16 protein-coding genes and 1 other RNA gene are annotated in these 20,749 nt (G+C 63.3%); all 17 read right to left on the reverse strand.

The window, feature by feature from the left end:
• Positions 1–160: 160 nt before the first annotated feature.
• A complete protein-coding gene (lpxC, locus tag ACZYGA_RS05600; RefSeq protein WP_065392615.1) occupies positions 161–1,072 on the reverse strand; it encodes a UDP-3-O-acyl-N-acetylglucosamine deacetylase in 912 nt (303 codons plus the stop codon).
• Positions 1,073–1,530: 458 nt separating this feature from the next.
• Complete coding sequence (ftsZ, locus tag ACZYGA_RS05605; protein WP_077371697.1) at positions 1,531–2,700, reverse strand: cell division protein FtsZ; 1,170 nt, start codon at positions 2,698–2,700, stop codon at positions 1,531–1,533.
• A 40-nt stretch (positions 2,701–2,740) separates the two neighbouring features.
• A complete protein-coding gene (ftsA, locus tag ACZYGA_RS05610; RefSeq protein ID WP_077371694.1) occupies positions 2,741–4,021 on the reverse strand; it encodes a cell division protein FtsA in 1,281 nt (426 codons plus the stop codon).
• A gap of 289 nt (positions 4,022–4,310) precedes the next feature.
• Positions 4,311–5,036, reverse strand: a complete 726-nt coding sequence (locus ACZYGA_RS05615) for a cell division protein FtsQ/DivIB (RefSeq protein ID WP_077371691.1) — start codon at positions 5,034–5,036, stop codon at positions 4,311–4,313.
• Between the two features lie 3 nt (positions 5,037–5,039).
• Complete coding sequence (locus ACZYGA_RS05620) at positions 5,040–6,014, reverse strand: D-alanine--D-alanine ligase (RefSeq protein ID WP_240704185.1); 975 nt, start codon at positions 6,012–6,014, stop codon at positions 5,040–5,042.
• Entirely contained in the window at positions 6,011–7,423 is a 1,413-nt protein-coding gene (gene murC, locus ACZYGA_RS05625; RefSeq protein ID WP_084209210.1) for a UDP-N-acetylmuramate--L-alanine ligase, read from the reverse strand. The genes ACZYGA_RS05620 and murC overlap by 4 nt, the downstream gene beginning before the upstream one ends.
• Before the next feature lie 22 nt (positions 7,424–7,445).
• Complete coding sequence (gene murG, locus ACZYGA_RS05630) at positions 7,446–8,522, reverse strand: undecaprenyldiphospho-muramoylpentapeptide beta-N-acetylglucosaminyltransferase (protein WP_479398626.1); 1,077 nt, start codon at positions 8,520–8,522, stop codon at positions 7,446–7,448.
• 95 nt (positions 8,523–8,617) lie between these two features.
• The gene (gene ftsW, locus ACZYGA_RS05635) at positions 8,618–9,835 is read right to left on the reverse strand and encodes a putative lipid II flippase FtsW (protein ID WP_077371685.1); all 1,218 of its coding nucleotides are present in this window, start codon (positions 9,833–9,835) and stop codon (positions 8,618–8,620) included.
• Positions 9,828–11,315 (reverse strand): UDP-N-acetylmuramoyl-L-alanine--D-glutamate ligase, encoded by a 1,488-nt coding sequence (gene murD, locus ACZYGA_RS05640; RefSeq protein ID WP_479398570.1) that lies wholly within the window; start codon positions 11,313–11,315, stop codon positions 9,828–9,830. Before murD ends, ftsW begins: the two co-directional genes overlap by 8 nt.
• A gap of 13 nt (positions 11,316–11,328) precedes the next feature.
• A complete protein-coding gene (mraY, locus tag ACZYGA_RS05645) occupies positions 11,329–12,411 on the reverse strand; it encodes a phospho-N-acetylmuramoyl-pentapeptide-transferase (RefSeq protein ID WP_176502825.1) in 1,083 nt (360 codons plus the stop codon).
• Between the two features lie 9 nt (positions 12,412–12,420).
• On the reverse strand, positions 12,421–13,860 hold the full coding sequence (locus ACZYGA_RS05650) for a UDP-N-acetylmuramoyl-tripeptide--D-alanyl-D-alanine ligase (protein ID WP_479398571.1): 1,440 nt from the start codon (positions 13,858–13,860) through the stop codon (positions 12,421–12,423).
• Positions 13,857–15,371: a UDP-N-acetylmuramoyl-L-alanyl-D-glutamate--2,6-diaminopimelate ligase gene (locus tag ACZYGA_RS05655; RefSeq protein ID WP_479398628.1), complete on the reverse strand. Its 1,515-nt coding sequence runs from the start codon at positions 15,369–15,371 to the stop codon at positions 13,857–13,859. The genes ACZYGA_RS05650 and ACZYGA_RS05655 overlap by 4 nt, the downstream gene beginning before the upstream one ends.
• Positions 15,372–15,576: 205 nt before the next feature.
• Positions 15,577–17,238, reverse strand: coding sequence for a peptidoglycan D,D-transpeptidase FtsI family protein (locus tag ACZYGA_RS05660; protein ID WP_077371671.1), 1,662 nt, complete (start codon positions 17,236–17,238; stop codon positions 15,577–15,579).
• A 140-nt stretch (positions 17,239–17,378) separates the two neighbouring features.
• Complete coding sequence (ftsL, locus tag ACZYGA_RS05665; RefSeq protein WP_077371668.1) at positions 17,379–17,702, reverse strand: cell division protein FtsL; 324 nt, start codon at positions 17,700–17,702, stop codon at positions 17,379–17,381.
• A gap of 327 nt (positions 17,703–18,029) precedes the next feature.
• Positions 18,030–18,980: a 16S rRNA (cytosine(1402)-N(4))-methyltransferase RsmH gene (gene rsmH / locus ACZYGA_RS05670; protein WP_077371665.1), complete on the reverse strand. Its 951-nt coding sequence runs from the start codon at positions 18,978–18,980 to the stop codon at positions 18,030–18,032.
• 305 nt (positions 18,981–19,285) lie between these two features.
• An RNA gene (rnpB, locus tag ACZYGA_RS05675) (RNase P RNA component class A) lies at positions 19,286–19,638 on the reverse strand.
• A 116-nt stretch (positions 19,639–19,754) separates the two neighbouring features.
• Entirely contained in the window at positions 19,755–20,627 is an 873-nt protein-coding gene (rsmI, locus tag ACZYGA_RS05680; RefSeq protein WP_176502827.1) for a 16S rRNA (cytidine(1402)-2'-O)-methyltransferase, read from the reverse strand.
• Between the last annotated feature and the right edge of the window lie 122 nt (positions 20,628–20,749).

The raw sequence follows: 20,749 nt of genomic DNA on the forward strand, positions 1-20,749 counted from the left end.
GGCGCTATTTCATGAAGACAAACAAGCGCGCCGCCCATGAGGGCGGCGCGCTTGTGATCGTTTCCATGCTTCGGCTGGCAAGGACCGAAGTCTGACATCAGGCTGGACGGGCTAGGTCACAGTCAACTTTCTTCAGGTCGTGCTTGTCACCATCTCGTGATCAGACGGCAAGTGCCGGTGAGGCGTAGGAAATCGGCATCGCTTCGGCATTGTCGAAGGTCACGATCTCGTAGCTGTCTGCATTCTCGAGCAGGGCACGGCACAGCAGGTTGTTCAGGCCGTGGCCTGACTTGTAGCCACGGAATTCCCCGATCAGGCTGTGGCCCAGCTGATACAGGTCGCCGATGGCATCCAGCACCTTGTGCTTGACGAACTCATCGTCATAACGCAGACCTTCGTCGTTGAGGATGCGGTAATCATCCACCACGATGGCGTTGTCGAGGCTGCCGCCCAGCGCGAGGTTCTGGGAGCGCAGGAATTCAAGATCACGCATGAAACCGAAAGTACGAGCGCGAGACACTTCCTTGACGAAGGAGGTCGTGGAGAAGTCGACCGTGGTGGTCTGCTTCTGCTGCTCGAACACCGGGTGATCGAAGTCGATGGTGAAGGACACCTTGAAGCCGTTGTGCGGCAGGAAGGTCGCGACCTTGTCGCCATCACGCACTTCGATCTCGCGCTTGATGCGGATGAACTTCTTGAGCGCGGACTGCTCCTGGATACCAGCGGACTGGATAAGGAAGACGAACGGACCGGCGCTGCCGTCCATGATCGGCACTTCCTGCGCGGAGAGCTCGACGAAGCAGTTGTCGATCCCGAGACCGGCGAAGGCGGACATCAGGTGCTCGACAGTCATCACCTTGTCCTGACCGTTGGAAACGGCAGTACACATGGTGGTGTCACGCACGCCCGTGGCATCGGCACGGATGTGTGCATGCGGCTCGAGGTCGGTACGCACGAAGACGATACCCGTGTTGACCGGAGCCGGGCGCAGGGTCAGATAGACCTTGTCACCGGAGTGCAGACCAACGCCTGTTGCGCGGATCGTATTCTGAAGCGTTTTTTGTCGAATCATAGGAGATAGCCAGTCAGCCTGAATTTGGAAACAGTGTTCATGATAACAGCAAAGCAGGTATTCAACAAATTGTCACCTACCGCTGATAGGGAAATTCAACATTGCCACGGGGGCACCATTCAACCCTTCAAGACGCTGACTGGAGCCATGTTGACTATGAACGCGCAAACCCAAAACAGTTCTCACTCTCAGCGACATCAATCGATAATCAATGTGCAAGAACTGTCAGGTTCCTCCCTCTCTTACGCAGGCAACCGCCGTGGCGGATGCATGCCTTTCCTCTTCAGCCTGACTGTCATGCTGTCCATCTGAATCGCCTGCAATGCCTTTTCGCGCCTCCCAGAACTACTTCACCCACCCGGGTCGCCCCGGGTGGGTGAAGAAAGGCAAAGCGCCTCTATCTGACCGCGCTGTCACCAGAAGATGTCATGGACACCCTGTCGACGTGCGCTTACCTTTCAATCCGCCTGACGGCGCAGGAAGGCAGGAATGTCGAGATAGTCATCCATGTCACGATTCTTGCGCGGTTCTGGCTTCTTGGCTGCGGCCTGCTGCTGCTCTTCCTTGGCCTGACGGGTGACCGTCGGCGTCTGGAGGCTGCGATAATCAGCCGGCTTCTCCACCGTGCGCTTGGCCGGTGCGGTTTCACGCGCAGCCGGCTTCTCGACACGGCCATCGAGACCCGCCGCCACGACGGTGACACGCAGCTCGTCGCTCATGTCCATGTCGATGGAGGTACCCACCACGATGGTCGCGTCCGGAGAAGCGAACTCCTGCACGGTGGCACCGACATCGTTGAACTCACCGATGGAGAGATCCGGGCCTGCCGTGATGTTGACCAGGATGCCGCGCGCGCCGTGAAGATCGATATCCTCAAGCAGCGGGCTGCGAATGGCCTTCTCGGCCGCCTCGCGAGCGCGGTTCTCACCGACGGCATCACCGGTTCCCATCATGGCCATGCCCATCTCGGACATGACGGTGCGCACGTCGGCAAAGTCGACGTTGATGATGCCCGGGCTGGTGATCAGCTCAGCGATGCCCTGGACAGCGCCCAGCAGTACATCGTTGGCCGCACTGAAGGCACTCAGCAGGCTGGCGCTCTTGCCGAGGACCGAGAGCAGCTTCTCGTTGGGGATGGTGATCAGGGAATCGACATGCTCGGACAACTCCTTCATGCCCTGCTCGGCCGCCTTCTGACGACGCGGCCCCTCAAACGGGAAGGGACGCGTCACGACCGCGACCGTCAGGATGCCCAGCTCCTTGGCTACCTGTGCCACGACAGGAGCGCCCCCGGTACCGGTACCACCCCCCATGCCTGCGGTGATGAAGACCATGTCGGCGCCTTGCAGCAGCTCGACGATACGCTCGCGATCTTCCATCGCCGCCTGACGACCCACTTCCGGGTTGGCGCCAGCGCCGAGACCCTTGGTGATCTCGCTGCCGAGCTGAAGGACTGTCTTGGCGGCCACGCGCTTGAGCGCTTGAGCATCGGTATTGGCGCAGATGAATTCGACGCCTTCGATATTGCTCTCGACCATGTGATTGACGGCGTTACCACCGCCGCCACCAACACCGATCACCTTGATGACCGCGCTGCTGGAGGGTGCGTTATCTACCAGTTCGAACATATGCCCTGTCTCCTGGATCACAGTCTTTCTGTAATCCCTGTCAGAAATTTCCCTTGAACCAGCCCTTGATCCGCTCCAGCGTGGAGGTGTCGTGCTCATGGCCGTGAACGCGTCGTGCGGCAGATTCCTCCCTGCGCACCGCGACCGCAGTCGAGGATGGCGTATGCCGCTCCTGTTTCATCCCGTAATGTAGCAAACCCACACCCGTGGAATAAATCGGATTACGGACCACATCTGCCAGTCCACGCACATTCTGCGGGCAGGCAATGCGAACCGGCATGTGGAAGATCTCCTCCGCCAGTTCCACCACACCTTCCATGCGTGATGTACCGCCCGTCAGTACCACACCCGCTGCCACGAGATCTTCATAACCACTGCGACGCAGCTCATCGCGGACCAGGGTGAAGAGTTCCTCATACCTGGGCTCGACCACTTCCGCCAACGCCTGGCGGGACAGATCACGGGCCGGTCGATCACCGACACTGGGCACCTTGATCGTCTCGTCGCTGGACGCCAGCTGTGTCAGAGCACAGGCATACTTGACCTTTATTTCTTCAGCGTACTGGGTCGGCGTACGGAGTGCCATCGCGATATCATTCGTTACCTGATCTCCCGCGATGGGAATCACGGCCGTATGACGAATGGCACCTTCGGTGAACACCGCGATGTCGGTCGTCCCGCCACCGATATCCACCATGCAGACTCCCAGCTCGCGCTCATCCTCGGTCAATACCGCATGACTCGAGGCGAGCTGTTCGAGAATGATATCGTCGACTTCAAGACCACAACGACGAACGCATTTCTCGATATTCTGTACGGCATTCAACGCCGCCGTGACCAGATGCACCCGCGCTTCAAGGCGCACACCGGACATCCCGAGCGGTTCACGAATACCTTCCTGACGATCAATGGCATATTCCTGCGGCAGCACATGTAGAATCCGCTGCCCCTCGGAGATTGCCCGTGCACGCGCCGAATCGATGACTCGTTCGATATCGGACGGTGTCACTTCACGATCCTTGATCGCGACCACACCATCGGAGTTCATCGAACTGATATGACTGCCGGCAATCCCCACGTATACCGAGTGGATATCGCAGCCCGCCATCAATTCAGCTTCCTCCACCGCGCGCTGGATCGATTGCACGGTCGACTCGATATTGATGACGACACCCTTCTTCATGCCGCGTGAAGGATGTGAACCGATACCCGCAATTTCGATGCCACCATCGTCGGTCGGTTGCCCCACGATCGCGACCACCTTGGAGGTTCCGATGTCCAGCCCGACCACCATATCCTGTGATTTGGAATGTCCTGCCATAGGTCGGGCCAGCTCCTTGATTCTGGTTCGTCATGAAAAAAATAGCGCGATCGGCGGCGGCGAGAATGCCAGAAACCACCCAGTCAGGTTAACGCTCCGTTTAACCCGAAGATGAATTTGCCTTCATAGTATAGAAGTCACCACTAACGGCACACCAGCCTGAAAATACCAGGAGGCGCAAATCCCCGCTAGAATAGGCGGGATTGTCCCGAAATGAAACTGGAGATAACTCCATTTCACTAATATCAGCGCCTCAAGACCTTCGTTCTGAAGTGTCGCCGATTCTCCCTCAACCGTTGCTTTCTTCCAGTGCTGTCGTCTCGCCATGCCACGCCACGGCTACGCCGTTGGGATAGCGGAGGTCAATGTAGCGAATCTGCGACGCCTGACCACCCAATTGACGCTGCCAGGCTGCCATGAAGCGAGCCAGACGGGCCTCCCTGTCATTGCGACCCAGCATGACCCAGACGCTGTCATTGACCTGAAAACGCCAGGCGCCACGTGGCTCGAGACGCAACTGGGAGACATTGAGCCCCAGACCGCCCAACTGGCTCTGCAGCGCGTCCAGCTCGGCCAGCACCTCGGAACCGCTACCCTTGGGGCCTGCCAGATTCGGCAGATTTCCCAGCTGGGTGACAGGGGCTGCCTTGAAGGCCTCGCCTCTCACGTTGATCAACTCACCGTCATTCCAGTAGGCCACCGGCTGCTGCTCGAACAGCTCGAATTCGAGTGTATCCGGCCAGCGACGCGAAATGCTCACCTCACTCAGCCAGTCGATCGCCAGAGCGCGACGCCGAACTTCCCCCAGCGGGACAGAGAGCCAGCTTTGTCCGCGAATCAACGGCGCGATATGGCGCTGAAGATAGGCGGCGCTCACGTGTTCGAAGTCACCCTTGATGGTGACTCGCTCGATGGGGCGGTCCAGCCAGGTCCACAATGCCTGGCCACCCGCCACCATCAGTGCCGCTCCCAGCACCAGGCCGAACAGTGCACCTGCAGAGCTACGCGCCGCCATGGGTCAGTGTTCGCTCTGTGGGCAGGCGGACGCGGCGACGTCATGACGCTCGGTCAGCGTCGTGTCGAGAATCCGCAGTACCAGCGCCGTGAAATCCAGCCCCACATGCGCGGCTGCCTGTGGCACGAGGCTGTGATCGGTCATGCCCGGCGAGGTGTTGACTTCCAGCAGCCAGAAGGCGCCGTCCGCATCTTCCATCACATCGACACGCCCCCAGCCCTCGCAGCCCAGCACGTTGAATGCCTTGAGCGAGAGAGTCGCCAGTTCGGCTTCGCGCGCAGCCTCCAGACCGCAGGGCAGCAGGTAGCGAGTGGTATCGGTCAGGTACTTGGCATCGTAATCGTAGAAACCGCTGTCCGCTTCGATGCGAATGGCCGGCAACACCTCGCCGTCCAGCACCGAGACCGTATATTCCGGCCCCTTGATGAACTGCTCGGCCATGACGACACCATCGAAACGACAGGCATCCTGCCAGGCGGCCTTGAGAGCGCCAGCCTCCTCGACGATATGGATGCCCAGCGTCGAGCCTTCGTGCACCGGCTTGACCACCACCGGCGTACCGAGCGTCTCGAGCACATTCTGCCAGTCAGTGTCCGCCGCCAGCCGACAGGAGCGTGGCGTCGGCAAGCCTTCGACATCCCATAGCTTCTTGGTGCGCAGCTTGTCCATCCCCAGCGCGGAGGCCAGCACGCCACTCCCCGTATAGGGGATGCCCAGAAGCTCAAGCGCCCCCTGCAGAGTGCCATCCTCGCCACCACGTCCATGCATGGCGATGAAGACGCGGTCTGCGCGCAGCGCCTCCAGACCGGCCAGGCCATGGGCCATGTCGTACCCCTGCACATCGAGGCCAGCCCCTTCCAGGGCCGCGAGCACCGCAGCACCACTCTTCAGCGATACCTCACGCTCGGCACTCACGCCACCGAACAGCACCACGACGCGACCATAGCGTGTCGCCATTTCCGGCTTCACCGCGGTCATAGCGCCACCTCGGAAAGCTTGAGATCCGCACCGGCCAGTGACAGGGCGATGCCGCCGACATCACCCGCCCCCTGGGTGATCAGAATATCGCCCGGGCGCAGCACATTGTTGAGCAGACTCGGCAACGCACGCTTGTGCTCGACGAACAGCGGATCCACCTGCCCACGCTGACGGATCGAGCCGGCCAGAGAGCGGCCGTCGGCTCCCGGAATCATCGCCTCTCCTGCGCTGTAGACATCCAGCAGCAGCAGGGTATCGACCTCGGACAGCACCCGCACGAAATCCTCGTAGAGATCATGGGTGCGCGAGTAACGGTGAGGCTGATAGGCCATCACCAACCGACGCTCCGGCCAGCCGGCACGCACGGCACGGATCACCATTTCCACTTCTCGCGGGTGATGGCCATAGTCATCGACCAGCATCACGCTCTGCTCGCCATTGGGTGCCGCGAATTCACCATGCACCTGGAAGCGACGCCCCACACCGGCGAAGCTGGCCAGCGCACGCGCTATCGCGTCATCGCTTACGCCGACATCGGTGGCGATCGCGATGGCCGCCAGAGCGTTGAGCGCGTTGTGCTCACCCGGCATGGCCAGCGTGATCTCCAGTGGCGCATGCCCCTCCGGACGCAGCGCAGTGAAGCTCAGCTGACCGCCGCCCTGGCGGAAGTCGCTGATGCGATAATCGGCATCCTCGCTGAAGCCATAGGTCACGAACTGGCGCTGCACGCGCGGCAGCAGCTCGCGGACATTGGCGTCATCGAGACACAGCACCGCCAGGCCGTAGAACGGCAGGTTGTGCAGGAACTCGATGAAGGTGTCCTTGAGGCGATTGAAGTCACCCTCATAGGTCGCCATGTGGTCGGCATCGATGTTGGTGACCACCGAGATCAGCGGCTGCAGGTGCAGGAAGGAGGCGTCGGACTCATCCGCCTCGGCCACGAGGTATTCCCCTTCCCCCAGGCGTGCATTCGTACCGGCGCTGGTCAACTTGCCACCGATGACGAAGGTCGGATCCATGCCGCCCTCCGCGAGCAGCGTGGCCGTCAGGCTGGTCGTGGTGGTCTTGCCATGCGTGCCGGCAATCGCGATCCCCTGGCGGAATCGCATCAGCTCCGCCAGCATCTCGGCACGACGTACCACCGGCACCCGATGGTCGCGCGCCCAGGCCACTTCCGGGTTGCTGGTATCCACTGCCGTCGAGACCACCACCACATCGCTGCCTTCCGCGTTGACAGCCGCATGACCGATCGCCACGCGCACACCACAATCCCGCAGGTGCGCCGTCACGGTGGACTCCTTGAGGTCACTGCCGCTGACCTCATACCCCATGTTGCTCAGTACTTCAGCGATACCACACATGCCCACGCCGCCGATGCCGACGAAGTGGATGCGACGGATGCGGCGCATGCCGACACCACGATCAGAATTCCTAGCGTTCAAGGCGAGTCTCCATGCAGCCTGCCAGCATGGTCGCTACCGCGTCGAGTTCCGCACTTTCGCGGGCGCGAGCGGCCATGCCAGTGAGTATCTTGGGATCCAGCAATTCCCCCAGCGTCTCGGCGAGACGCTGGGCATTCAGCGTATTCTGGGGAATCAGACGCGCCGCGCCGGCCGTGACCATCACCGCCGCATTGACGGTCTGGTGATCATCCACGGCATGCGGGAACGGCACGAAGATGGCGGGTCGTCCGGCAGCGGCAAGCTCAGCGACCGTCAAGGCGCCCGAGCGACACACCACCAGATCCGCCCAGGCATAGGCCTCGGCCATGTCGGTGATGAACTCGCTGACCTCGGCCGTGACACTGGCGGCCTGATAGGCGGCAACGGTCGCCTCCTCTTTGTCACGCCCGGCCTGATGGCGCACCAGGGGGCGCGAGGACTCCGGCAACAGTGCCAGCGCCGGCGCCAGCTGCTCGTTGAGTGCCTGGGCGCCCAGCGAGCCCCCCATCACCAGCAGGTGAAGCGGTCGCGCGCGCATGGCCTGCTCCCGGGAAGCGCCCTCGGTGTCTGCCGTCTGACCGACGGCGGCGATCTCGTCGCGCACCGGATTGCCCACCACCTGCGCAGCGATGGCGGCAGGGAAGGCGCCGGGAAAGGCGGCGTAGACCCGCGTTGCCATCCGAGCCAGCACCTTGTTGGTCAGTCCGGCGATGGCATTCTGCTCATGGATCACCAGCGGAATGCCCTCCAGGCGTGCCGCCAGTCCGCCAGGACCGCTGGCAAAGCCTCCCAGCCCGACGACCAGCACCGGCTTGAGTTCACGGATGATGCGTCGCGCCTGCAGAACGGCGCGGGTCAGGCGAAACGGAATCGCCGCATAGCCGGCAAGCCCCTTGCCACGCAGCCCAGCCACTTCCACTCGATGCAGCGGATACCCCGCCTCCGGAACCAGTCGGTTCTCGATGCCACGCGGACTGCCCAGCCAGTGGATTTCATGACCCTGGCTGGCGAGAGCACGCGCCAGCGACAACGCCGGTATCACATGCCCCCCCGTCCCTCCAGCCATCATCAGCACGATGCCGGCAGAGGGCGTGTCAGCAGGGGCGTCAGAGGTCTCGGGTCGCGAGGCATCAGCCGCAGGCACTGCAGAAGAAGATGACGTCATGCCTTGGCTCCTTGCGTGGTCTCGGGCGACTTGCCGGTCTTGCGCCGCGCGGGACTCTTGCCGCGCGTCAGCAGACGAACTTCCGTATCGATTCGCATCAGAATGGCGATCTGTATGCAGCTGACGATCAAGCTGGAGCCCCCGTAGCTCATCAGCGGCAGCGTCAGCCCCTTCGTCGGCAGCAATCCACTGGCGACCCCGATGTTGATGAAGGCCTGGGCCCCCAGCACGAGGGCGATACCGTAGCCGAGGTAGGCGCTGAACGGCAAGCCGGCAAGCTCGGCACGTCGGGCGATCTTGAAGGCCCGATAGATCAGGAGCGCGAACAGCCCGACGACCGCCGTGGCACCGATCAATCCCAGTTCCTCGGCCAGTACCGCGAACACGAAATCGGTATGCGCTTCGGGCAGATAGAAGAGCTTCTGCACGCTGTTGCCCAGCCCCATGCCGCTCAGGTGTCCTCGCCCGAAGGCGATCAGGGCCTGGGTCAGCTGATAGCCGCTGTCGTACATGTTCGCCCACGGGTCGGTATAGGTGGTCAGGCGCTCCCAGCGATAGGGTTCGGCGATCGCCAGCGACCAACCACCGCCGATGGCCGCTGCCAGCAGGACGATGAAGCCCCACCAGGCGACCCCCGCCAGCAGCAGCATGCCCATCACCGCACCGCCCATCACCACGATGGACCCGAAGTCAGGCTCCAGTGCCAGCAAGAGAATCATCAGCATCAAGGGCATGCAGGGCAGCACGAGACCATTGACGACACTGGCGCGCACCTTGTCGAGACGCCGATCCAGATACCCCGCCAGCCACATCATCAGGCACAACTTGGCGACCTCGGAGGCCTGCACCCCGCCGATCACCGGCAAGGGAATCCAGCGCTTGGCGCCGTTGATCTCACGCCCGACCACCAGCACGACCACCAGCAACACGAACCCCAGCATCAGCATCGCGAAACTGCGTTGCTGCCAGGCCGACATCGGTATGCGCAGCGTGCAATAGGCCGCCACCAGCCCGATCAGAATGAAGATGCCGTGACGCATGCTGTAATAGAAGGCGTTGCCGTCAAAGCGCTCACTGGAGATCTCGCTGGAAGCCGAGGTGACCATCACCCAGCCGATACACAGAATCGCCAATGCCGCGAAGACCAGCCAGCCATCCACTGGCTGCTGCTCGGTACTCATCGCCTGACGCACTCGACTGGCCTTGTCACCCATCCGCTTCGCCCTCGTTGCCCGCGTCCATCACATGCTCCGACACCCAGTCACGAAACGCATCGCCGCGCACCATGTAATTGGGGAACTGATCGAGACTGGCGCAGGCAGGTGACAGCAGCACGCAATCTCCCGGCCGAGCGACTCGCTGAGCATGCGCCATGCCTTCCGTCAGCGTCGCGACCCGGCTGACGCGAAGGCTATCCTCCAGCGCCAGCGACAGGCGTTCTGCATCCTGTCCGAAAAGCACCGCCTCACGCGCAAAGCGTGCCAGCGGCGCGGCCAACGGCGTGAAGTCCGCGCCCTTGCCCTGCCCACCGGCCAGCAGAATCAGCTTGCCATCGAGTGTCGGACCGAGACCGGCGATCGCCGCCAGCGTCGCGCCGACGTTGGTGCCTTTGGAATCGTTGATCCAGCGCACGCCTGCCACGTCAGCGATCAGCTCGCCCCGGTGCGGCAGCCCCGCGAAGTGCTCGAGCTCGGCCACCATGGCCTCCTGCGCGAGACCGATCGCCGTGCCCATCGCCAGCGCCGCCAGCGCGTTGGCCTGATTGTGACGCCCGGCCAGACGCACCTGCGCGGCAGGCATCACGCCATGCAGGCCTTCGGATGCCACGTGACACAGCATGAGCGTGCCGTCCTGCTCTGCCAGACGCCATTCAGCCCCTTCACTCAACTCTTCGCTGTCATCACCAGAGTCGCCCTCATCCAGGTGTACGCTGAAGCTTGCGCGCGCTACTGCATCCTTCTCGGCCGGCCAGCTCCAGGCATCGTCGGCATTGATGACCGCCAGGCCCGCCCCGCGGAAGATGGCACGCTTGGCGGCCTGATAGCCGCGCATGCCGTCATGGCGATCGAGATGGTCTTCGGAGAGATTCAGGAAGCAGGCGACATCTGCCTTGAGCTCGGGCGTGGTCTCGAGCTGAAAGGATGACAGTTCCAGCACATACAGTTCGGCATCGGGCTGCTCACGCAGCAGCGTCAGCGCGGCGGTGCCCAGATTGCCACCGACCGCCACGTCACGGTCTGCCCGCTCGGCCATCCTCGCCACCAGCGTGGTGACGGTGGACTTGGCGTTCGAACCGGTGATGGCGACCAGCGTCGGCCGCCTGCCCTGCGCATCCCGGGCCTGGCGTTCATCGAGTGCCCGCACGAACAGCGCGATCTCGCCGACCAGGCGCTCGCGTACCGGGTCAAATACGGCCTGACGCGGGTCGATGCCCGGACTGAGCACCACCTCACCAAAGCGTGACAGATCCAGCGCTTCCAGCGGCCCGAGATGGACCTCGGCCTGCGGTGCATGCTCGCGCAGATTCTCGAGCCCCGGCGGTGCACTGCGGGTATCGGCGACGGCAAAATCGATGCCACGATCACTCAGATGGCGAGCGATCGCCTGTCCGGAGACACCAAGACCGACCACCAGGGTCGGTCCTTCGGCAGGCACCGGCGAGGCCGGTGCGTGGGAGGTGACAGAGAGGGTCATCGCGAAAGCGTCCTCAGCGAACCTTGAGTGTGGCCAGGCCAAGCAGCACCAGCACGACGGTGATGATCCAGAAGCGCACGATGACGCGCGGCTCCGGCCAGCCCTTGAGTTCGAAGTGGTGATGCAGCGGCGCCATGCGGAAGATGCGTCGTCCGGTCAGCTTGTAGGAGCCGACCTGCAGGATGACCGAGACGGTCTCCATCACGAAGACACCCCCCATGATGAACAGCACGATTTCCTGACGCACGATGACCGCGACCACGCCCAGTGCCGCTCCGAGAGCCAAGGCGCCCACATCGCCCATGAAGACCTGGGCGGGATAGGTGTTGAACCACAGAAAGCCCAGGCCGGCGCCCGCGATGGTGGCACAGAACACCGCCAGCTCGCCGGAACCGGCGATGAACGGAATGTGCAGATACTCCGCGAACTTCAGGTTGCCCGAGGCGTAGGCGAAGATCGCAAGCCCCATGGCCACCAGCACGGTCGGCATGATCGCCAGCCCATCGAGGCCATCGGTCAGATTGACGGCATTGGAGCTGCCGACGATCACGAAATAGGTCAGCACCATGTAGAAGATGCCCAGCGGGACGACGACATCCTTGAAGAACGGCACCAGCAGTGCTGTCTCGGCAGGCGTGGAAGCCGTCAGGTACAGCACCACGGCCGCCCCGATGCCCACCACCGACTGCCAGAAATACTTCCAGCGCGCCGGCAGGCCACGGGGATTCTTCTCCACCACCTTGCGGTAGTCATCCACCCAGCCGACCGCACCGAAGCCCAATGTGACCGCCAGCACCACCCAGACGTACAGATTGGTCAGGTCGCCCCACAGCAGGGTCGAGACGGCCATTGACAGCAGGATCATCACGCCGCCCATGGTCGGCGTACCGGCCTTGGACAGGTGGGACTGAGGGCCATCATCACGCACGGCCTGGCCGATCTGGCCATCCACCAGCTTGCGGATGACCCAGGGGCCGAGCCACAGGCACAGCAACAAGGCCGTCAGCGTGGCCAGCACCACACGCAGGGTCAGATAATTGAAAACCGTAAAGGCGCCATTGAATTGGGCCAGAAACTCAGCAAGCAGCAGCAGCATGACTCACATTCACCTTGATGCGTCGACCTTGAGCGCGGCAACGACATGTTCCATGCCTGCGCTACGAGACCCCTTGACCAGAACACTGGCCCCGGTGGGTAGATGGGTACGGGCGTAAGCTTCAAGCTCCGCCCGCTCCTTGAAATGCATGCCACCTGCGCCGAAGGCCTCGGCAGTCGCTCTGGCCTTTTCACCACAGGTGGCAACGAAATCGATACCGAGCTTGCGGGCGTAGGCGCCCACCTCGGCGTGCAGCCGCTCGGCGTCCTCGCCCAGCTCGCCCATGGCGCCCATCAGGCACCAGCGCGGAGCAGGAAGGCTCGCCAACAGCTCCAGCGCGGCCAGCATGGCCCCGGGGTTGGCGTTGTAGCTGTCATCGAGCAGACGAGCCCCATTTTGTCCTTCCACGACCCCCAGGCGGCCCGGAACGCTCTCGGCGCTCTCGAGCCCCTCGATGACCAGCTGGCTGTCCACGCCCAGCGCCAGACAGGCAGCGGCTGCCGCCAACGCATTGGCGACATTGTGCCGTCCCAGCAGGGCAAGCTGGACCCGCCCCAGCGAGTGGCCGTCAAACGTCAGTTCGAAAGCATAACGCCCGAGCTCATCCGCGCCTAGCTTGCGTGCCTGCAGGCGTGCCGAACTCTCCGCCAGGTCCGCGACGCTGAAGTCGATGATATCCACTGCCTGCCCCGTCACTGCCAGCGCCTGCCAGAGCGTGAAATAGACATCATCACGATTGAGTACCGCCACCGGACGGCGCCCCCCCAGCGGACTGAGTCCGGCAAGAATCTCGCCCTTGGCCTGGGCTATCTGCCCCATGCCACCGAATTCCCCGACGTGAGCACCGGTGACATTGGTGATGACCGCCACCTGTGGCCGTGCCAGCGCGGTGGTCCAGGCGATCTCACCGAGATGATTGGCGCCCAGCTCGACGACGCCATGCTGATGCGCATCGTTCAGGCGCAGCAGCGTCATCGGCAGACCATAGTCATTGTTGAGGTTGCCCTGTGTGGCAAGGCTCTCGGCGTCGAAGCGCGCGGCATCACGCACCAGGATGGCATGCACCAGTCCCTTGACGCTGGTCTTGCCGCTGTTGCCGGTCACGGCGATCAACGGCCGCCCCCAGGCTCGCCGACGTGCCGCCGCCAGCAGACCGAAGGCGAGCCGCGTGTCAGGCACCACGATCTGCGGCAACGGGTCATCCACCGGATGCTCGACCAGCGCCGCGATCGCGCCATTGTCACGAGCCTGAGCCAGGAAGTCATGGGCATCGAAACGCTCGCCCTTCAGCGCCACGAAAAGCGGCGACCGCTGGCTGGACAGCTTGCGGGTATCCGTCTCGATGGCCCCCAACGACCGGCCGACCAGCACCGAAGGCAGCCGAGCCGAGAGCACCTGAGCCACCTCATCGAAGCACTCCAGGCCAGGAGACTGCACTGACGCACTCATGCGTCGCTCTCCAGACCTTCCTGAGTGGAGAGCGCACGACGCTCGAGCGCCGCCACCGCATGTGCGACATCCGAGAACGGCAGACGCTCGCCCGCCACTTCCTGGTAATCCTCGTGGCCCTTGCCGGCGATGAGAATCACGTCATGTTCGCCTGCATCACGGATGACCTGGGCGATAGCCTCGGCGCGCCCGGCGATTTCCCGGGCGCGCTCCCGGGCCTGGATGCCATCCATCATCTGCTGACGAATGACAGCAGCCTCTTCACTGCGCGGGTTGTCATCGGTGATGACGACGCGATCGGCGCCCTGCTCGGCGGCCGTCGCCATCAGCGGGCGCTTGCCGGTATCGCGATCACCGCCACAGCCGAGTACGCACCACAGGCGCGCATCATCACGCGCCGGCAGATGGGCACGCAGTGCCGTCAGCGCGGTCTCGACCGCCTCCGGGGTGTGGGCATAGTCCACCACCACCACGGGCGCGCCCTCGCGGGTCAGGCGCTGCATGCGTCCCGGCACCGGCGTCAGACGCGGTGCCGCCGCGAACAGGTCCGCCAGCGAATGGCCGAGACCATGCAGGATCAGCATCGCCAGCAGGGCATTGTCGAGGTTGAAGCGCCCCATCAGATTGAGGCCGAGCTCACGCTCACCGTCAGGCGTCGCGATCACGGCCACCTGCCCCAGCGGCTCGGGGAAGACGTCCAGCACGCGCAGGGTGGCCACCTCGTCACGCCCCATCGCCAACACGCGCACACCGCGCTGCATGCCGGCCAGCATCAGACGCGCCAGCGCATCATCGGCATTGAGCACCGCAAGCTTGAGTTCCGGTCGCTTGAAGAGCTTGGCCTTGGCCGCGGCATATGCCGCCATGCTGCCGTGGTAATCCAGATGATCACGCGACAGATTGGTATAGCCCGCCACCGTGAAGCGGCAGCCGTTGACACGGTCCTGGTCCAGCGCATGGGAAGAGACTTCCATCGCGACCAGTTCCGTACCGGCCATGCTCAGGCCCTTGAGCGCCGCCTGGACGGCGAGTGCATCCGGCGTGGTGCGCTCACCGGCGACCAGCGCGCCAGGGCGGCCGATCCCCAGCGTGCCGATCATGCCGGAGGGGATGCCGAGCGCCTCGGCAAACTCGGCAATGTAATGGGTCACGGAGGACTTGCCGTTGGTGCCGGTCACGCCGACCAGCGTCAGTGACTCCGGCACGCCAAAGGCCTGTCGTCCCAGCTCGCCGAGCTGCGCGCCGAGCCCCTCGAGCCAGACGACACGCTCGTCTGCGTGAGACTCAGGCGAGGCTTCCCCCTCGGAAGACTGCTGTGCCACTACCAGCGCCGCGCCCTTCTCGAGGGCGGAGGCAATGTAATCGCGACCATCGCTGCCGATACCGGGTACCGCGATGAACAGCGACCCCGGCGTCACGTGGCGACTGTCGATCGTCAGATGCCAGTCGTCTTGCGCCATCACGAGTGCGGTCAGGCGACTATCGCTGAACACGCCGGGCCACAGCGCCATGAGCGCGCCAAGCAGCTCGCTGGCTGTCGCCAGTGGCCGTGCCAGAAATTCGCCCAGCGGCTCTGCCGAGGCCTGCTCGGCCAGATCTTGCGATGAAGTCATGCTGGAAGACCTTCCTTGTTGCTGAAGCTGGGACGTATTCGCTACACGAAAGAAATGGATGTCACGCGCCGTGTCCGGCATGCATGGCGGCAGATGTCACCGCTCACTCGCCGACGGCGCTGTCAGGTGGCACATCCAGAAGACGCAGCGCCTTGCCGACCACGCGACCGAACACCGGAGCCGCGACTAGGCCCCCGTAGTATTCCTCGCCCTTGGGATTCTCGATCATCACCACGGTCACGATGCGCGGGTCGGACACCGGCGCAATGCCGGCGAACAAGGAGCGATAGGCCGTCTTCTGATAGCCACCGGAGGTCACCTTACGCACCGTACCCGTCTTGCCCGCGATACGGTAGCCCTCGACCACGGCACGCTTGGCGGGACCATTGGGCTGGACGATCTTCTCCATCATCCCGAGCAGGGCATGGGAATTCTCGGGCGAGATGATCTGATCCCCCACCGGCGGGGTATTCACCTTGAGCAGCGACGGCGCCAGCCGGCGACCATCATTGGCCAGCGCGGTGTAGGCGCTGGCCAGCTGCAAGGCCGAGACACTGATCCCGTACCCGTAGGACATGGAGGCCCGCTTGCTGCGCGACCAGTTGGTCGGGGCCGGCAGAACTCCTGTCGTCTCGCCCGGGAAGCCGGTGCCCGGTGCCTGCCCCAGACCCAGCTCATAATAGCGATTCCATACCGCGTCATCCTCGAGGCTCAGCGCCATGCGGCTCATGCCAATGTTGGAGGAGTGATAGAGAATGCCGGCCATGTCGAGCTTGCCGTAATTGCGGAAATCGCGAATCGTGAAGCGGTCGACCCGCATGTAACCCGGCGTGGTGTCGATCACCGAGTCCGGCTGATACTTGCCGGAGGCCAGACCTGCACTCATCGCCAGAGGCTTCATGACCGAGCCCGGCTCGAAGGCATCGGTGATCGCACGGTTGCGCAGACCGGCAGGGTCAAGCCCCGCACGATTGTTGGGGTTGTAGGACTTCTGATTGACCATCGCCAGCACTTCTCCCGTGCGCGCGTCCATCATCACCAGGGTGCCACCGTCGGCACGGTGCTCGGCCACGGCGGCCTTCAGCTCACGGTAGGCCATGTACTGAAGACGCAGGTCGATGGAGAGGGTCAAATCACCACCAGGCTTGGCTTCGCTGATCAGGTGCAGGTCACGCACCAGGCGCCCCTTGCGGTCCTTGAGCACGCGACGCTTGCCCGGCGTACCGGAGAGGTAGGAATTGTAGGCAAGCTCAAGCCCCTCCTGGCCCTTGTCATCGACATTGGTCACGCCGACCAGCTGTGCGGAGACCTCGCCCGAGGGGTAGTAACGCTTGTATTCCTGCTTGTGGTGGACACCCGGAACATCCAGGTCGATGGCGGGTTGCGCCTGAGGAGGGGTCATCTGACGCTTGATGTACATGAAGCCCTTGCCGGCATCACGATATTGGCGCACACGGCGGATCAGGTCGTCAGGCTGCTGGCCGAGCGCGCGTGCCAGCAGTGACAGGCGCACCGGATCATCCGGCACCAGACGCGGGTCCGCCCACAGCGTGATGACCGGCGTCGAGATGGCCAGCGGCTCGCCACTGCGATCGGTGATCATGCCACGGTGCGCGTTGATACTGTCGACGCGCAGAGTGCGCGCATCCCCTTGATCCTGAAGGAACTGCTGATCGAAGAGCTGCAGATAGCCGATACGCCCCACCAGGGCCAGGAGCCCTGCGAACACGATACCCAGCATGATGCGATAGCGGGCGGACCCCATGGGCCCACGCGCACTCTTGCGTGCCCCGGCGGCAGCAGAACCAGCCGTCTTGCCGCGACTGGCCGCGCCGGGTGGCGCAGTGCGTGCGCCGCGGGAGCGAGGGGCCTTGGGGTCCGAGGAAGGAGGTCGACGTGTAGCCATCAGCGAATGACCTCGACATCGTGGACATCCGGTACGCGCATCTCGAGACGCTCGGTACTGATGCTCTCGATACGCGCAGGGGCGGACCAGGCACTTTCCTCAAGCAGCAGGCGTCCCCAGCGAGCACGCGCATCATCACGCGCCGCCTCGAGCTTCTGGAGTTGCGCGTATTGGCCGCGCGAGAGATGGGAGCTTACGACGACAGCAGCGGCGGATCCCAGCAGGCAGATCATCAGCACCACGAAGCACAGATGACGCCAACGCATCTGGAACCTGATCGGCCAGTTCCCTCTCCAGCTGCCCTGCTGCTTGCGTCCCGCCATGCTGACTCCCTTATCACTCTGAACGCGGTGATCTGCACCACGATTTATCCCTGCGGGACGACCCGTCAATCCATGCATGTCAGGCATGCAACACCCGATGGCTGACGGCTTGTCCTGTTCATCGCCGCAACATGCCGGCCACACATCACTCGTGATGACCAGCGGTACCATCAGGCGACGACCGGCGCATTATGTCAGCTTGTGGCGTTGGTCGTTAAGCGTTGCGAGGCACCGACACACATGTCGCACAACACTACGTCCCCTTGCGAGCGCGCCTGCCAAAAGGCAGGCGCTGGGATGACCACGATACACGCCACGAACCGGGCGTTATTTCAGCTTCTCGGCGATGCGCATCACGGCGCTGCGTGAGCGTACGTTCGCCTGCACCTCGCTTTCGGAGGCCTTCTGAGCCTTGCCGACCAGCTTGAGGCGCTTGTTGAGCTGATCTTCGCGAATGGGCATGCCACGCGGCGCCTGATCGCCACGCGCCTTGTCGCGCATGAAGCGTTTGACGATACGGTCTTCCAGCGAATGGAAGCTGATCACCACCAGCCTTCCCCCCGGCTTCAGGGCTTCCAGGCCCGCATCCAGCGCGCGGGTCAGCTCATCCAGCTCGCCGTTGACATGGATGCGGATCGCCTGGAAGACACGCGTCGCCGGGTGCTTGTGCTTCTCCCAGTTGGGATGCGCGTCCTTGATCAGGCTGGCGAAGTCACCGGTCCGCGTGATGGGACGCTCGGCGCGACGCTCGACCACCGCACGTGCAAGACGCTTGGCATAGCGCTCCTCACCATAGGTCTTGAAGACCCACGCCATGTCCTCGGCACTGGCACGTGACAACCACTCAGCGGCACTCTCGCCACTGGTGGGGTCCATGCGCATGTCCAGCGGACCATCATTCATGAAGCTGAAGCCACGCTCGGCATCATCCAGCTGCGGCGAGGACACGCCGATATCCAGCAGAATGCCATCGAGCTGACCATGCACGCCTTCCCGCTCGGCATATTCGCCCAGGCGGGCAAATTCACCGGCATGAATGGAAAAACGGGAATCCTCGATGGTGGCGGCTTCCGCCAATGCCTGGGGGTCGCGATCACAGGCGATCAGACGTCCACCGTCATCGAGACGCGACAGGATCAGGCGTGAGTGACCGCCGCGCCCGAAAGTACCGTCGAAATAGACACCGGAGACGTCCTGAATCAGCCCATCCACCGCGCCATCGAGCATGACACTGACATGCGCGAAGCGATCCGCAGCTTCGGATTCGGCGGCTGACATGGCAGCGGCTGATTCGGGAACGGAGGGAGCGCTGGGCTTGGACATGACGAAATTCGGGACCTTGGCACGCGTTGCGGGCAGTAAAGGCGGACGCCAGTCGTCTGGCGGTAGACCGCAGGAAAGCAGAGACATTCGCATGATTATCGAGGGCACAATCGACAACCGGCGCCGGTCACGACTTCATGTCCGCCGCCATTGCAAATGGCCAGCCACGGAGCACGGAGCGGACGGCGCCGGTCATGCGGTGTCACATGTCAGCCCTGAACTGCGCGTTTCGCATCACAGGGCTGACATCTTCAATATTAGGCGGGAGACGGCCGATAAGCCGGGTCTTGTCGTGGACAGTCATTCATCTAGGCCCTGAATCACTTCAGGGCTCAAGCAACCAACCCGCCCCCACTGCGGGCAGCAGCATAGGGGGCCTATTTGGTCTTGCTCCAGGTGGGGTTTACCTCGCCGCGAACTGTTACCAGACGCGCGGTGCGCTCTTACCGCACCCTTTCACCCTTACCGGCCAGCCGAAGCTGACGTAGGCGGTCTTCTCTCTGCTGCACTTGCCGTCGGCTCACGCCGCCCAGACGTTATCTGGCACCTTGCCCTATGGAGCCCGGACTTTCCTCCCCCAGCTCACGCTGGCGGCGACTGTCTGGCCATCTCCCAAGCGCGCAAGACTATCAGTGTCACATCGTTTCCACAAGCTGGCGCTGCAGTGCACCTGGCCCGGAGGAACGCCGAAAAGCCAGACATGCCAAGCACTTGGAAAACACCTCTCGCTTACGCTTCTCGTGGTTCCGCCGCATCCTTCATGGCTTGTGCCTTGGCATACCAGGCCTTCTTGCGCCCGCCGACCAGACGAGTGGCGATCGCCGCCATCTGCTTGACGCCGACCCCCTCTTCCCACAGCACCTTGAGAAGCGCATCACCCTCGACGCTGGCAGCCTCGTCGCCCTCACGTGCCGGAGCCCCTTCGATCATGACCACGAATTCACCGCGCGTCTGATCGCCATCCGCCTCCATCATCGCCAGCAGCTCAGCAGCCGTCCCGTCCAGGAAGGTCTCGAAGGTCTTGGTCAGCTCACGTGCCAACACGACTCGGCGCGCCCCGAGAACGTCGTGGATATCCTTCAACAACGCCTGGATACGGTGAGGCGACTCATAAAGCACATGCGTCGCGCCATCCTCACGCAGTGCCGTGAGGCGCGCCTGACGTGGCCCACCCTTGTGAGCGAGAAACCCCTCGAAGGTGAAGCGATCCGTCGGCAGGCCAGCAGCGCTGAGCGCGGTAATCAACGCGCAGGGGCCGGGAAGCGGGACTACCTTGAAGCCGCGCTCCCGCAGCGCCCGCACCACGATGAAGCCGGGATCGGAGATCAGCGGCGTCCCGGCGTCGGAGACCAGCGCGACACGCCGCCCCGCCTCTAGGGCCTCGCACAGCTGATCGACCCGCCCGCGCTCATTGTGGTCATGCAGTGACATCATGGGGACTTCCAGCCCCAGATGGCGCAGCAGACGGGCACTGTGGCGGGTGTCCTCAGCCGCGATCAGGTCCACTTCGCCCAGCACCCGCGCGGCACGTGGGCTGAGGTCATCGAGGTTACCAATCGGCGTGGCGACCACGTACAATACGCCTTCAGAAGACTCAGACATTCAATGCTTCGACTCGTTGAACTCAGTGGTAGATATGGACGTCAGAGACAGCCGAGTGGCCTGACCACCTGCGGCAGACATGCCCGCACGAGCAGCCACTCCGAGACTCGTCTCATTCGTCA

The organism is Cobetia sp. BL01 (assembly GCF_056493605.1).

Excerpts from the sequence above, each read along its gene's own strand:
- lpxC (WP_065392615.1), bottom strand. The coding sequence starts at position 1,072 with ATGATTCGACAAAAAACGCTTCAGAATACGATCCGCGCAACAGGCGTT.
- ftsZ (WP_077371697.1), bottom strand. The coding sequence starts at position 2,700 with ATGTTCGAACTGGTAGATAACGCACCCTCCAGCAGCGCGGTCATCAAG.
- ftsA (WP_077371694.1), bottom strand. The coding sequence starts at position 4,021 with ATGGCAGGACATTCCAAATCACAGGATATGGTGGTCGGGCTGGACATC.
- ACZYGA_RS05615 (WP_077371691.1), bottom strand. The coding sequence starts at position 5,036 with ATGGCGGCGCGTAGCTCTGCAGGTGCACTGTTCGGCCTGGTGCTGGGA.
- ACZYGA_RS05620 (WP_240704185.1), bottom strand. The coding sequence starts at position 6,014 with ATGACCGCGGTGAAGCCGGAAATGGCGACACGCTATGGTCGCGTCGTG.
- murC (WP_084209210.1), bottom strand. The coding sequence starts at position 7,423 with ATGCGCCGCATCCGTCGCATCCACTTCGTCGGCATCGGCGGCGTGGGC.
- murG (WP_479398626.1), bottom strand. The coding sequence starts at position 8,522 with ATGGCTGGAGGGACGGGGGGGCATGTGATACCGGCGTTGTCGCTGGCG.
- ftsW (WP_077371685.1), bottom strand. The coding sequence starts at position 9,835 with ATGGGTGACAAGGCCAGTCGAGTGCGTCAGGCGATGAGTACCGAGCAG.
- murD (WP_479398570.1), bottom strand. The coding sequence starts at position 11,315 with ATGACCCTCTCTGTCACCTCCCACGCACCGGCCTCGCCGGTGCCTGCC.
- mraY (WP_176502825.1), bottom strand. The coding sequence starts at position 12,411 with ATGCTGCTGCTGCTTGCTGAGTTTCTGGCCCAATTCAATGGCGCCTTT.
- ACZYGA_RS05650 (WP_479398571.1), bottom strand. The coding sequence starts at position 13,860 with ATGAGTGCGTCAGTGCAGTCTCCTGGCCTGGAGTGCTTCGATGAGGTG.
- ACZYGA_RS05655 (WP_479398628.1), bottom strand. The coding sequence starts at position 15,371 with ATGGCGCTGTGGCCCGGCGTGTTCAGCGATAGTCGCCTGACCGCACTC.
- ACZYGA_RS05660 (WP_077371671.1), bottom strand. The coding sequence starts at position 17,238 with ATGGGGTCCGCCCGCTATCGCATCATGCTGGGTATCGTGTTCGCAGGG.
- ftsL (WP_077371668.1), bottom strand. The coding sequence starts at position 17,702 with ATGGCGGGACGCAAGCAGCAGGGCAGCTGGAGAGGGAACTGGCCGATC.
- rsmH (WP_077371665.1), bottom strand. The coding sequence starts at position 18,980 with ATGTCAGCCGCCGAATCCGAAGCTGCGGATCGCTTCGCGCATGTCAGT.
- rsmI (WP_176502827.1), bottom strand. The coding sequence starts at position 20,627 with ATGTCTGAGTCTTCTGAAGGCGTATTGTACGTGGTCGCCACGCCGATT.